The organism is Pseudomonas sp. NFPP28, assembly GCF_900115535.1.
GTDB lineage: Bacteria > Pseudomonadota > Gammaproteobacteria > Pseudomonadales > Pseudomonadaceae > Aquipseudomonas > Aquipseudomonas extremorientalis.
The window spans coordinates 15,997-29,045 of the sequence record NZ_FOWT01000004.1; the positions used below are offsets into that span (position 1 = coordinate 15,997).

Annotated in this window: 14 protein-coding genes; 6 read left to right on the forward strand and 8 right to left on the reverse strand. The window is 61.1% G+C overall.

The window, feature by feature from the left end; genetic code table 11:
- Positions 1-26: 26 nt before the first annotated feature.
- A complete protein-coding gene (locus BM110_RS11570) occupies positions 27-659 on the forward strand; it encodes a TetR family transcriptional regulator (protein WP_058423535.1) in 633 nt (210 codons plus the stop codon).
- Positions 660-664: 5 nt separating this feature from the next.
- On the opposite strand, the gene BM110_RS11575 is transcribed toward BM110_RS11570, so the two are convergent.
- Positions 665-1,162: a C40 family peptidase gene (locus BM110_RS11575; protein WP_093513430.1), complete on the reverse strand. Its 498-nt coding sequence runs from the start codon at positions 1,160-1,162 to the stop codon at positions 665-667.
- A 275-nt stretch (positions 1,163-1,437) separates the two neighbouring features.
- On the opposite strand from BM110_RS11575, the gene ureE reads away from it, so the two are divergent.
- From ureE to BM110_RS11600, 5 genes are all read left to right on the forward strand, one after another.
- A complete protein-coding gene (gene ureE, locus BM110_RS11580; protein ID WP_071491645.1) occupies positions 1,438-1,938 on the forward strand; it encodes an urease accessory protein UreE in 501 nt (166 codons plus the stop codon).
- Entirely contained in the window at positions 1,935-2,609 is a 675-nt protein-coding gene (locus BM110_RS11585) for an urease accessory protein UreF (protein WP_093513431.1), read from the forward strand. The genes ureE and BM110_RS11585 overlap by 4 nt, the downstream gene beginning before the upstream one ends.
- Positions 2,610-2,621: 12 nt before the next feature.
- A complete protein-coding gene (gene ureG / locus BM110_RS11590) occupies positions 2,622-3,236 on the forward strand; it encodes an urease accessory protein UreG (protein WP_071491647.1) in 615 nt (204 codons plus the stop codon).
- 22 nt (positions 3,237-3,258) lie between these two features.
- Positions 3,259-3,831: a HupE/UreJ family protein gene (locus BM110_RS11595; RefSeq protein ID WP_071491648.1), complete on the forward strand. Its 573-nt coding sequence runs from the start codon at positions 3,259-3,261 to the stop codon at positions 3,829-3,831.
- Positions 3,832-3,978: 147 nt separating this feature from the next.
- Positions 3,979-5,097, forward strand: a complete 1,119-nt coding sequence (locus BM110_RS11600) for an AGE family epimerase/isomerase (RefSeq protein WP_092246645.1) — start codon at positions 3,979-3,981, stop codon at positions 5,095-5,097.
- Here BM110_RS11600 and BM110_RS11605 read toward each other — a convergent pair.
- The 7 genes from BM110_RS11605 to BM110_RS11635 form a co-directional block, all read right to left on the reverse strand.
- Positions 5,069-5,974, reverse strand: coding sequence for a cation diffusion facilitator family transporter (locus BM110_RS11605; protein WP_092246643.1), 906 nt, complete (start codon positions 5,972-5,974; stop codon positions 5,069-5,071). The two genes, BM110_RS11600 and BM110_RS11605, sit on opposite strands and share 29 nt — an antisense overlap.
- A gap of 212 nt (positions 5,975-6,186) precedes the next feature.
- Positions 6,187-6,951: an SDR family oxidoreductase gene (locus BM110_RS11610; RefSeq protein WP_093513432.1), complete on the reverse strand. Its 765-nt coding sequence runs from the start codon at positions 6,949-6,951 to the stop codon at positions 6,187-6,189.
- An 802-nt stretch (positions 6,952-7,753) separates the two neighbouring features.
- The gene (locus tag BM110_RS11615; protein WP_071491651.1) at positions 7,754-8,470 is read right to left on the reverse strand and encodes an ABC transporter ATP-binding protein; all 717 of its coding nucleotides are present in this window, start codon (positions 8,468-8,470) and stop codon (positions 7,754-7,756) included.
- Positions 8,467-9,342, reverse strand: coding sequence for an ABC transporter ATP-binding protein (locus BM110_RS11620; RefSeq protein ID WP_071491652.1), 876 nt, complete (start codon positions 9,340-9,342; stop codon positions 8,467-8,469). The genes BM110_RS11615 and BM110_RS11620 overlap by 4 nt, the downstream gene beginning before the upstream one ends.
- Entirely contained in the window at positions 9,339-10,616 is a 1,278-nt protein-coding gene (livM, locus tag BM110_RS11625; protein WP_093121271.1) for a high-affinity branched-chain amino acid ABC transporter permease LivM, read from the reverse strand. The genes BM110_RS11620 and livM overlap by 4 nt, the downstream gene beginning before the upstream one ends.
- Positions 10,617-10,618: 2 nt before the next feature.
- Positions 10,619-11,533, reverse strand: a complete 915-nt coding sequence (locus tag BM110_RS11630; RefSeq protein ID WP_058423439.1) for an ABC transporter permease subunit — start codon at positions 11,531-11,533, stop codon at positions 10,619-10,621.
- Positions 11,534-11,672: 139 nt separating this feature from the next.
- Positions 11,673-12,809: a branched-chain amino acid ABC transporter substrate-binding protein gene (locus BM110_RS11635; protein ID WP_025999776.1), complete on the reverse strand. Its 1,137-nt coding sequence runs from the start codon at positions 12,807-12,809 to the stop codon at positions 11,673-11,675.
- Positions 12,810-13,049: the final 240 nt, after the last annotated feature.

Sequence of the window (13,049 nt, forward strand, 5' to 3'; positions counted from 1 at the left end):
TACTTGCCGACAAAGCCCGCTCGCCAATGCTGCCCCGCGCCGAACAGAAGCAACAGACACGCCTCGCCCTGATGGACGCAGCCCGCCATCTGATGGAGTGTGGCCGTGGGTTTGGCAGCCTGAGCCTGCGCGAAGTGGCGAAGACGGCCGGCATCGTGCCCACCGGTTTCTACCGCCATTTTGCCGATATGGACCAGCTTGGGCTCGTCCTGGTCAGCGAAGTGGGCCAGACCTTCCGCGCCACGATCCGCCTGGTGCGCCACAACGAGTTCGTGATGGGCGGCATTATCGATGCCTCCGTGCGGATCTTCCTGGATGTGGTCTCGGCCAACCGTTCGCAATTCCTGTTCCTGGCCCGTGAACAATACGGTGGCTGCCTGGCGGTGCGTCAAGCGATCGGCGCCTTGCGCGAAGACATCACCCGCGACCTGGCAGCCGATCTGACGCTGATGCCCAAGCTGCAGCATCTGGATGCCGAAGGTTTGCACGTGATGGCCGACCTGATCGTTAAAAGTGTATTCGCTACGCTGCCCGATATCATCGACCCGCCGGCCCAGGCCCTGCCTGACCACCTCACGCCCCAGGCAAAAATCACCCAGCAATTGCGCTTTATCTTTATCGGTTTGAAACACTGGCAAGGCCTGGGCAGCACCGAGTAACGCCATCATCCCGCTGAGTGGAAGCGCTTGGCCGTGGTGTAGTTCCTGTTCCAGTAGTTGTTGCTCAACGAATCGATGCGGATGCTCTTGCCGGTACGCGGCGAATGAATAAATTTGCCCTCGCCGATGTAAAGGCCCACATGGCTGACCTGGCCGCGCCCGTTACCCTTGAAAAACACCGCATCGCCGGGCTTGAGCGCATTGCGCTTGATGGTCGGGGCCGTGGAGCGGTGCATCGCGACCGTCGTACGGGGTAGCTGGATATTGGCTTGGGTCTTGAACAGATAGACCAGGAAACTGCTGCAATCGAAGCCCTGGTCCGCCGAGGTGCCGCCCCATTTGTACGGCGTGCCCAGCAGTTCGTGGGCGCGGTCGATCACGTCATCGATGGATGCTTCTTTCAGTGAAGTGGAGAAAGAGGCATGAGGCTGCAGATTGGCGGAGGCCGAAGACAGGATGAAAGTCAGGCTGACTATAAACAGGTAACAAAGTGATTTGAACATGATGAACGTCGCAGTGGATTAAACACGGCGCACAGACTAAAGATCTCGCAGGTAACCTGATGAACGCCAATTCCTTTGACCCTGTAGGGAAAATCTGAAAACACCCATCGCAGTGCAACAGGCAACACTTCGCACCATTTTGGCGCAATCCAGCCGAGTCTTTTCGCCCTATTTAGTGGCGCCACCCACACACCTACAGGCATTTCCTACACCCCAGTGAGGTTGGCAAGCCCCTTGCTCTAACTGTTGCATCGCTCATAGCTGGAAGCTTCCTGATGCTGGTGATCCACCGCCGAATCGCCCCCCAAGCCCTCTGGGCCGCCGAGTTGCTGCTGAACTTCGAAGCTCGCAGCAAAAGCCGCCTGCGCTGTTTCAGTGCCGACGGTGAAGACGTAGGCCTTTTTCTGGAGCGCGGCCAGCCTCCGTTGCACGATGGCGAATTCCTGCAGGCTGAAGACGGACGCGTCGTACGTGTGCGCGCCCGGCCTGAACACCTCTTACACGTGACCTGCAGCAGTGCATTCGAACTGACCCGTGCGGCCTATCACCTGGGCAATCGCCACGTCGCGTTACAAGTAGGTGACGGCTGGTTGCGCCTGCTCGACGACTACGTGCTCAAGGCCATGCTCGAACAGTTGGGTGCGCAAACGCAAACCATCGAAGCGCCGTTTCAACCGGAGCATGGTGCCTATGGCGGCGGCCATCATCATTCGCGCCATGGCGATGAAGACTTCAATTACCCGCCCAAGCTGCATCAGTTCGGCGTGCGTCTATGAACCCAGCCTGGGCGCTGCTGCGTCTGGCCAGTCCGCAATTGCCGATTGGCGGATACAGCTATTCACAAGGCCTGGAAATGGCCGTCGAGAACGGTTGCGTCAACGATGCGGCCAGTGCGCGCCGCTGGATCAGCGACCAGTTGCTGCTCAATCTCGCGCGTTTCGAGGCGCCGTTGCTGCTCGCCCATTGCCAGGCCGCCCAGGCGGCGGATTGGTCGCGCCTGGCACAGTTGTGTGAGGAACACCGCGCCAGCCGTGAGACACGCGAGCTGTATCAGGAAAGCCGGCAGATGGGCTACTCCCTGCAACAACTGCTCAATGGCCTGCCCGAGTTGGACGACGCGGCCCGCACCTTTCTTCAACAGTGCACCGAACCTCACCTCGCCCTGGGCTGGGCCCTGGCTGCCCGCGCCTGGCACATCAGCCCCGCCGATGCCCTCGCCGCGTGGCTGTGGAGCTGGCTGGAAAACCAATTGGCGGTGCTGATGAAAACCCTGCCACTGGGCCAGCAAGCCGCCCAACGCCTGACCAGCGAACTGCTGCCGCTGTTGCAACAAGCCCAGCAGGACGCCAACCACATCGACCCTGATCATCTCGGCAGCGCCGCGTTTGGCCTGTCCCTGGCGTGCATGGCCCACGAGCGCCAATACAGCCGCCTGTTCCGTTCCTAGGAGACAACACACATGAACGCACAACCTCTACGCGTCGGCATCGGCGGCCCGGTGGGCTCCGGCAAGACCGCCCTGACCCTGGCCCTGTGCCTGGCGCTGCGCGATCGCTACAACCTGGCGGTGGTCACCAACGACATCTACACCCGCGAAGACGCCGACTTCCTGGTGCGCAACCAGGCCCTGGCGCCGGAACGCATCATCGGCGTGGAAACCGGCGGCTGCCCGCATACGGCGATCCGCGAAGACGCCTCGATCAACCTGGAGGCCGTGGACCAGCTCAATCGCCGCTTCCCCGGCCTGGACCTGATCCTGGTGGAATCCGGCGGCGACAACCTGTCGGCTACGTTCAGCCCGGAACTGTCGGACCTGACCATCTACGTGATCGACGTGTCCGCCGGCGACAAGCTGCCACGCAAGGGTGGGCCGGGCATCTGCAAGTCCGACCTGCTGGTGATCAACAAGATCGACCTGGCCCCGCTGGTCGGTGCCTCGCTGGAGCTGATGAACAGCGACACCACCCGCATGCGCAACGGTAAACCCTTTGTGTTCAGCAACCAGAAAACCGGCGTCGGCCTGGATGACATCGTCGCCTTCATCGAACGCCAAGGCCTGCTGACCGCCGCCTGATCAACCCATAAGGAACCTGTCCATGAACCTCAAGAAACTGCTGACCGCCGCCGCCCTGCTGCTGGCCCCTGCCCTGGCCTTCGCCCACCCGGGCCACGGCGACAACGGCCTGGTGGCCGGCATCAGCCATCCCCTGAGCGGAATCGATCACTTATTGGCCATGGTCGCCGTCGGCTTGTGGGCCGCCCAACAAAAAGGCGCCGCGCGCTGGGCACTGCCGTGCACTTTCGTGGGCACCATGCTGATTGGCGGCGTGCTGGGTTTTGAAGGCCTGGAGTTGCCGGCGCTGGAAAGCGGGATTGCCGCGTCGGTGCTGGCCCTGGGTCTGGCGGTCGCGCTGGCGGTGCGTCCGCCGCTGTTCGTGGCGGTCGGGGCGACAGCCTTGTTCGCGCTGTTCCATGGCGTGGCCCATGGCTTGGAGCTGCCGGACATGTCCAGCCCCTGGGCGTATGCGGCTGGTTTTGTCGGTGCAACGGCGGTGCTGCATGCTGCCGGTTACGCTGTGGTGCGCTTGCTGCCGGCTGCGGCGGCGCCGCTGGTACGGGTTGCCGGGGCGGCTTCGGCGGCGACCGGGGTCTGGTTGTTGGCAGGCTGATTTGCGGCGTATTTGACGGCCTCATCGGGGGTAAGCCCCCTCCCACCTTTGGGGAGGGGGCCTGCCCCGATAGCGCTAGACCAGACACCACGGAACCCAAGCCTGCTACCATGCGCGCCTACACCCCTGCCGTGACGACGCCAGCCAATGCCCAGCGCTTCCCAACCCTCCTTGAACACCGTACTCACGCACTTCCACAGCCTGATCGTGCCGCTCTGGCAAGGCCCGGGCTGGAATGCCGAACTGGCATTGCCGTATGAGGCACTGGACGCCGACCACCGGCCATTACCCCCGCAACGCTACCGCGCCATGGCCTGCGCCCGGCAGTTGTACCTGTTCGCCAGCCTGATCGGCGAGCCCGGCGCGGCCTTTGCCGAAGAACGTGCGGCGGCGTTGTTCCGCTCGCTGCAACGGCACTTCCACGACGCCGAACACGGCGGCTGGTTCTACAGCATCGACCCCGCCGGCCGACCGCTGGACAAGCGCAAAGACCTGTACACCCACGCCTTCATCATCTTCGCCTGCGCCCATTACTGGGCCAAGGTGCGCGAGCCGCTGGTGGAATCGGTGCTCAATGCCGCCCTGGCCGTGGTCGCCGAACGGTTTTCCACAGGCGACGGCCTGTACGAAGCGGTGCTGGAGCGCAATTGGGCGTCCCTCAAGTCCGGCCCCCTGCAAAACCCGCTGATGCACCTCGCCGAAGGCTTCCTCGCCACGCTGGCCGTGCGCGAAGATGCCATCACCCAAGACGCGCTGCTGGACCTGGCCAACGCCCTGCAGCAACGCTTCATCGACCGCCACCACGGCGTGATGATGGAAAAACCGCTGGGTGCTGTGGATAACTGGTTTGAGCCGGGGCACCAGTTCGAATGGTTTTTCTTGCTGGAGTCGTCTGAGTTACTGCGCGGTACGCCGTTGCACGCCTCCCTGACACGGGCGTTTGCCTACGCCGAAGAAAAGGGTGTGGATAACGCGAGCGGCGCCGTCAGCGGCATGTTGGCGTTGGATGGCACGGTGCGCGACGGCACCCAACGCATCTGGGCGCAGGCCGAGTACCTGCGGGCACTGACCTTGCGACCGGACAGCGAAGCGCGGTTGCAGCGCCAGTTGCTGGCGCTGCAACAACACTTCCTGCATGCAAAAGGCTGGCATGAATGCCTGGATGCCCAGGGCGCGGTGAGCCGACGGGATATGCCGTCGACCACGCCGTACCACCTGGCGACCTGTTACCAGGGCCTTATGCAATCCACTTGCGATCTCCGGTAAAGCTGATTGTCAGCCAGCGCGCCGCATCCGGCGTGCCAAGCCCTGTGGATATCTCTTCGCGCAGCTCATCCAGGGTCGCGACGTTATCCACCGGGTAATCCGCCGGCAACACCACATGAATCTCGATAAACCGTGCGCGCCCATGCTTTTGCACGTAGGACACGTAGTCATCGAAACCATGTTTGGCCCGGGCCGCGTCCATGACCTCGCGCACCTTGTCGTCCAGGTGGTCCGGCGCAATCCCCAGCACCTCGCGCAGAGCCGGGCGCAAAATCTTGAATGCCGGCGCCAGCATGCTCAGGGCCAGCAGGATCAGGATCAACGGGTCGACATACACCGCCCACTCGCCATAGCCCTGGGACTTGAGCAACAGGGCCGCCAGAAAGCTGATCAGCAGGCCCACCGAGAGCATCGCGTCCACCAGCCAACTGATGTTGTCGAACTGGATCAGCGATGATTTCAGCGTTCGATTGCGGTAGCGCACGTAGAAAAAATAGGCGAACTCGACGACGGTAAACACCGCCGCATAGATGATCACCAGCCCCAGCTCGATCTCACGCCCGCCATTGATAATGCCGAACACACCGTTGAGGAACGCGTAGATGGCGATCAGCAACAGGAAGCTGCCTTCGATCAGCAGCACCATGGGCTCCAGGTGCCAGTAGCCGAACTGGAAACGCTCGTTGCTTTTCTTGGCGATCAGCTTGGCCGTGATCAGCATCAACACCTTGATGGCGGTGGCGATCAGCGAGAAAAAGCCGTCGAACAGAATGGACTGGGCGCCGGATACCACACCCGTGACAATCCCGGCGATCGCTACGGCGAACATCAGGATGGTCGATTGTTTGAGCAGTGCCTGCTCACCTCGGTTACTCACATTTCCTCCCGTCAAAACCTTGAATCCGCAGAGTGCGGAGGGGTTTTCAGGAGGTGAGTGTACCTTATGGCCTGTTTTGGCCGATCTGACGCTATCGGGGGCAAGTCGAATCGTCGCACCGCCCCTCCCACCTTCGACCGCATTCACATGCTGAAACTCGGTCAAGTGTGGGAGGGGGCTTGCCCCCGATGGCAGCGACTCGTTTTTAAGCCTTACTTGGCCCCACGCTCAATCGCAAACCCCGCCCAGGTCTGGCTCACCGGCATCAGCTCCAGGCGGTTGATGTTCACATGCGCCGGTGTGTTCATCACCCAGAAAATCGTGTCAGCAATGTCCTGCGGCTGGATCGGCTCGGCGCCCGCGTAGGTCGCGTCATACCGCGCCTGGTCGCCGCCAAAGCGCACCAGCGAGAACTCGCTCTCACACAGGCCCGGCTCGATGTTGGTCACGCGCACGCCGGTACCTTGCAGGTCGCAACGCAGGTTCAGCGAGAACTGCTTCACGAACGCCTTGGAGCCGCCGTACACATGGCTGCCCGGGTACGGGTAGCTGCCGGCGATGGAGCCGAGGTTGATGATGCCCGCACCACGGCCATGGGCGATCAGGCGCGGCAGCAGCAGGCTGGTGGTGGTGAGCAGGCCCTTGATGTTGGTGTCGACCATGGTTTCCCAATCGTCGAGATTGCACTTGGGCGCAGGGTCGGTGCCCACGGCCAGGCCAGCGTTGTTGATCAGCCCGCGCAGCGTGGCAAACGACGGCGGCAGGTTGGCGATGGCGTCTTCCATGCCCTGGCGGTCACGCACGTCCACGACCAGGCCATGCACTTCGGTCTGCTTGGAAAGCTCTTCGACCAAAGCATTCAGGCGGTCGGCGCGACGGCCGGTGAGCACCAGTTTCCAGCCGGCTTCGGCAAAACGACGAGCACAGGCTTCGCCGAAACCTGAGGTTGCGCCAGTAATAAACAGCGTGTCGGACATGGTGTTCTCCTTGCGGGCATCGGGAAAAAAACAGCCAGCAGAATGCCCGTACGCCGCGATGGCGGCAACTACTGGGCACACAAGTTGACACATGCCTGATCACTTTTTAACCACTGAACGCAAAGCCTTACAGGCCGTGGCTTACAGCCATATGCGCGCAGGTTATCCACAACTGCGCCCACAGTCTTTGGGGGCAAGTGCAAAATGCCTCAGGCCTCTATACACAAGGGTTCCAGGCGGTTTTAGAAAGTTTTTTGCTTGACCTTGGCCGGTGCGTATGTAGGCTCTTTCACGAACGGCAAACCAGAACGATGGCTCCAGGCCAGTCATTCCGGCCTCTGCGGCGGTCTTTCCAGAGTTTAGTCACAGACTTATCCACAGGCCGCCAGGACATATTCCAGTCATATACCTGTGTCTTTAAACAGGTTGACAACGGGCTCGGGCGGTCCCCAAAAACCCGCTGATCAAAAAACAATCACCGCGCTACAGACCGCGTGTTTGTTGGCTTTCAGCCAGCTACTCCCACGTTACCCACAGCCGGTTCCACAGCGGATGGGGACAAGTCAAAACTGTGACAAAACAGGGATTTGCGGCGGCTATATGTCGCGCTTTGGAGGGGGGCTGGATTTGTTTTCCACAATTTGGTGGCAACCCTCTTCACACCACAAAAAAACATGTGGATCTGCTTAATGTGGGAGGGGGCTTGCCCCCGATGGCGGTATGTCAGTCGACAGATGTACTGCTGATCCACCGCTATCGGGGGCAAGCCCCCTCCCACAGGGGGACCGCGTCGTTATTTAGATCAATGACCGCCGAGGTAGGCGTTGCGCACTTCCTCGTTCACCAGCAATTCCTTGCCAGTGCCGGTCAGACGGATCTCGCCATTGACCATCACATACGCCCGGTCCGACAAGCGCAGTGCATGGTTGGCGTTCTGCTCCACCAGGAAGATGGTCATCCCGGTGGCCGCCAGCTCGCGCAGGGTCGAGAAGATCTGCTTCACCACGATCGGCGCCAGGCCCAGGCTCGGCTCGTCCAGCAGCAACAACTTCGGACGGCTCATCAGTGCCCGGGCAATGGCGAGCATCTGCTGCTCGCCACCGGACATGGTCATGGCACGCTGGGTACGCCGTTCCTTGAGCCGTGGGAACAGCTCGAACATGCGCTGCATGTCATCAAAGGCATACTTGTCGCCAATCGGGATGGTGCCCATCAGCAGGTTTTCCTCGACGGTCATGTCGGGGAACACCCGCCGCCCTTCCGGCGACTGCGCAATGCCGTTGGAGGCGATGTAGTGGGACGACTTGTGGGTAATGTCGACGCCGTTGTAGAGGATCTGTCCCGACTCGGCCCGTGGCTGGCCGAAGATCGACATCAGCAGCGTGGACTTGCCCGCGCCGTTGGAGCCGATCAGGCTGACGGTTTCGCCTTCGTTGATGTGCAGCGAGACTTTCTTCAGGGCCTGGATCGGGCCGTAATACACGTCCAGGTCCTTCATTTCGAGGATAGGTGCACTCATACCAGCTCCTCTTCGTCAGCGCCCAGGTAGGCGGCAATCACTTTCGGGTCGTTGCGGATCGCGTCCGGCCCGCCCTCGGCGATCACGTTGCCGTGGTCCAGCACCACGATGTGGTCGGAAATACTCATCACCATGCCCATGTCGTGTTCGATCAGCACCACCGTGAGGTCGTGTTCGTCGCGCAACAGGCGAATCATCGCGCTGAGGGCTTCGGTTTCCTGGGGGTTGAGGCCCGCAGCGGGTTCGTCCAGGCAGATGATCTGCGGCCGCGTGCACATGGCGCGGGCGATTTCCAGGCGGCGCTGCTGGCCGTAGGAGAGTTCACCGGCCAGGCGGTTGGCGCAGTCCACCAGGTCCACCACTTCCAGCCAGTAGAAGGCGTGGTCGAGGGCGTCGCTTTCAGCCTTGCGGTAGCCCTTGGTGTTGAGGATACCTGCCAGCATATTGCGGTTGACCCACATGTGCTGGGCCACCAGCAGGTTTTCCAGTACCGACATTTCCTTGAACAGGCGGATGTTCTGGAACGTCCGCGCCAGACCCGCACGGTTCACCAGATGCGTTCCGCCGAACATCTTGTAGTACAGGCGACTGAGGAAGCTTTTCGGTGACACGAAGTCGGTCGGCTGGAACCGTTCGCCGAGCAACTGGATCACATTGGTCTGCTTGCCACGTATGTTCAGTTCGATCTTGCCGCCGCTGGCCTTGTAGAAACCGGTGAGGCAGTTGAACACCGTGGTCTTGCCGGCGCCGTTGGGCCCGATCAGGGCGAAGATCGAATTGCGTTCGACCTTGAGGCTCACATCGCTCAAGGCCTTGATGCCACCGAAGTGCATCATTAAATGCTCCACGCAGAGCACGACTTCCTTGCTCATGGCGCTACCCCCTTGCGTGGTGTCACACCGGTACGGCTGATGCGGATCAGGCCTCGCGGTCGCCAGATCATCATCACCACCATCAACACGCCAAACAGCAGCACGCGGTATTCGGAGAAGCTGCGCAGCAACTCAGGTGCAACGGTCAATACAAAGGCCGCGATCACCACGCCCACCGTCGACCCCATGCCTCCCAACACCACGATGGCCAGGATCAGCGCCGACTCGAAGAAGGTGAACGACGACGGGTTGACGAAGCCTTGGTAGCTGGCAAAGAACACCCCGGCCAAACCGGCCGTCGATGCACCGATAGTGAACGCCGAGAGCTTGACCAGCACATGGTTCAGGCCCATGGAACGGCAGGCGATTTCATCTTCGCGCAGGGCTTCCCAGGCGCGGCCGACCGGCATGCGGGTCAGGCGGTGCTTGATGTACAGCACGGCCAGCACCACCAGGAACAGCACGATGTAGATGAACAGGAATTTGATGTTGGGGTTGTAGTCGATGCCGAAGAACTCATGGAAGGGAACCCCGCCATCCTTCGCGCGCTTGCCGAACTCGAGGCCGAGGAAGGTCGGCGACGGCACCGGCATGCCATTCGGGCCGCCGGTAAACGACAGCCAGTTATTGAGCACCAACCGGATGATTTCACCGAAGCCCAGGGTCACGATGGCCAAATAGTCACCGTGCATTCGCAACACCGGGAACCCGAGTATGCACCCCGCCAGCGCCGCGGCGATGGCCGCCAGTGGCAGCACGGTCCAGAAGCCCAGGCCGAGGTATTGATAACCCAATGCCAGGCCATAGGCGCCGATGGCGTAGAACGCCACGTAACCCAGGTCGAGCAGGCCGGCCAGGCCCACCACGATATTGAGGCCGAGGCCCAGCAACACGTAGATCAGCCCGAGGATCACCACGGTCAACAGGTACTTGTTGGCGAAGATCGGGAACACGATGGCGATCACGATCAGCGCCGGGATGATCCAGCGCAGCCGCGATTTGTAGTCCGGTGGCAGCACGTGCACCCCGGAACCACTGCTCTCGAAGCCCTGCAGGATCTTCAGGCCCTTGGGGGTTTGCAGGAACAGGCTCATGGCAAAGCGGCCGACCATCACGATGGCCACCAGCAGGCCCACGCGGGCCGGTTCCAGGTTGAAGCTGTAGCCGTCGAGTACCACGCCGACGATCGGACCGAACACGATCAGCGAAATCAGCCCGGCAAGGATCGTATCGACCACACTTTTCTTGATATCGATTGATTTGGCAGCAGACATGTTTACACCTTCGCCACGAGTGGGCGACCAAGCAGGCCCTGGGGACGGAAAATCAGAATCACCACCAGCAGGGAGAAACTGAACACGTCTTTGTAGTCAGAGTTGATCAACCCCGAGAACAGCGACTCGGAGATACCGAGGATGATCCCGCCCAGCATCGCCCCAGGCAGGGAGCCGATGCCGCCGAGTACCGCCGCGGTGAACGCCTTGATGCCGATGATGAAGCCGGCATAGAAGTCGAAGGTGCCGTAGTTGAGGGTGATGAGCACGCCGGCCAATGCCGCCATGGCGGCGCCGATGACGAACACGTAGGAGATCACCCGGTCGGTGTTGATGCCGAGGATCGACGCCATCTTGCGGTCTTGCTGGGTGGCGCGGCACATGCGGCCGAGCTTGGTGTACTTGATCACGTAGGTGAGCAACGCCATGCCGGCGAACGCCGCCACGAGGATGAAGACCTTGGTGTAGGTGAGCTGGACGAACCCTGTGCCGAAATCGACGCGCCAGGCGCCTGCCAGCAGGGTGGGAATGCCTTGTTGCTTGGCGCCCTGAGCGATCTGCGCATAGTTCTGCAGGATCAGGGAGATGCCGATGGCGCTGATCAGCGGTGCCAGTCGGGTGGAGTTGCGCAACGGTTTGTAGGCGACACGCTCGATGACCCAACCGTACACGCCAGTGACGACCACGGTGAAGATCAAGGTGCCGAGAATGAGCAGCGGGAAGGATTCGATGCCGAAGTAAGCCAGCAGTGCCAGACTGATCGCCGCGAGGTAAGCGGAAATCATATAAACCTCGCCGTGGGCGAAGTTGATCATGCCAATGATGCCATAGACCATTGTGTAGCCGATGGCGATCAGGCCATAGACCGACCCGAGGGTCAGGCCGTTGACCAGTTGCTGCAGGAAAATACCATCCATAACGCAATCTCACGCGGTGAGCACCTGCACACCGGGAGGTGCGCGGCGCTTCTGGAGGAAAAGACAGATATTGATAACAACACGATCTCCTGTGGGAGGGGGCAAGCCCGCTCCCACATTGGAGCTGTGGTGTTCTGGATTACTTCTGTTTTTCCAGCTGGTGGTATTTGCCGTCTTTATCCCACTGGTAAACCACGTAGTCGGAGATTTTCAGGTCGCCCTTGGAGTCCCAGGCTTTTTCGCCCATGACGGTTTTCACCGGGTGAGCCTTGAGCCACTTGGCGGCGTCTTCGCCCTTGTTGGACTTGGCGCCGTTGAAGCCGGCGGCCAGGGCCTGGACCGACGCGTAGGCGTACAGGGTGTAGCCTTCGGGCTCGGTGCCGTTTTTGCGGAACTCTTCCACTACGGCCTTGCTGTCCGGCAGCAGGCGCGGGTCGGCGCCGAAGGTCATGTACACGCCGTCGACATATTGCTTACCGCCCGCGGTAGCAACCAGTTCGTCGGTGACCACGCCGTCATCGGACATGAACTTCACGTCTTTCAGACCCGCTTCACGGATCTGGCGAACCAATGGGCCGGCTTCCGGGTGCAGGCCGCCGAAGTACACGACGTCGGCACCGGTGGAGCGGATCTTGGTGACCAGGGCGCTGAAGTCTTTCTCGCCACGGGTCAGGCCTTCTTCCAGCACCGGCTTGACGCCGCGCTTGGTCAACTGGGCAGCGGTGGCGTCGGCCAGGCCTTTGCCGTAGGTGTCCTTGTCGTTGATGACCGCGACCTTCTTGCCCTTGAGCACATCGACGATGTAGTCGCCGGCCACGATGCCTTGCTGGTCGTCACGCCCGCACATACGGAACATGGCGCCCAGGCCGCGTTCAGTCACCTGTGGGTTGGTGGAGCCAGGGGTGATTGCGATGATGCCCGCTTCGTCGTACACCTCGGACGCCGGGATGGTGTTGGAGGAACAGAAGTGGCCGACCACGCCGATCACCTTGTCCTGGTCCGCCAGGCGGTTGGCCACGGCCACGGCTTGCTTGGGTTCGCAAGCGTCGTCGCCAGCCACCAGCACGATTTTCTCGCCGTTGATGCCACCGGCCTTGTTGATCACATCGGCTGCCGCCTGGGCACCCTTCATGTACTGCTCACCAAAAGCCGCGTTGGCACCCGTCATCGGGCCCGCCACGCCAATCTTCACATCAGCTTGAACAAACGTAGAAACACCCAGCGCCGCTGCAACGGCGAGGGCCAGAAAACCTTTCTTGTAAAACGTCTGGGACATGAGTGGTGCTCCGATATTTTTGATTTTTGGCACGACAACTTGCGTTCAAACTTTTCACTGAAAGCCCAGAGCAAAGCGCGTGCCATTAGGTTTTTATTCTTCAAAAAGACACGGTGTCATTGTTATTGCAGGCGTTTCGGCTCCGTTCGCCAGGACGTGCAACCCTCTAGCGCCCAGAGGTGCAACCGATGGACCGAAAAAGTACAACCTCGACGGGTCGCACCTGCAACCAGAGCTATA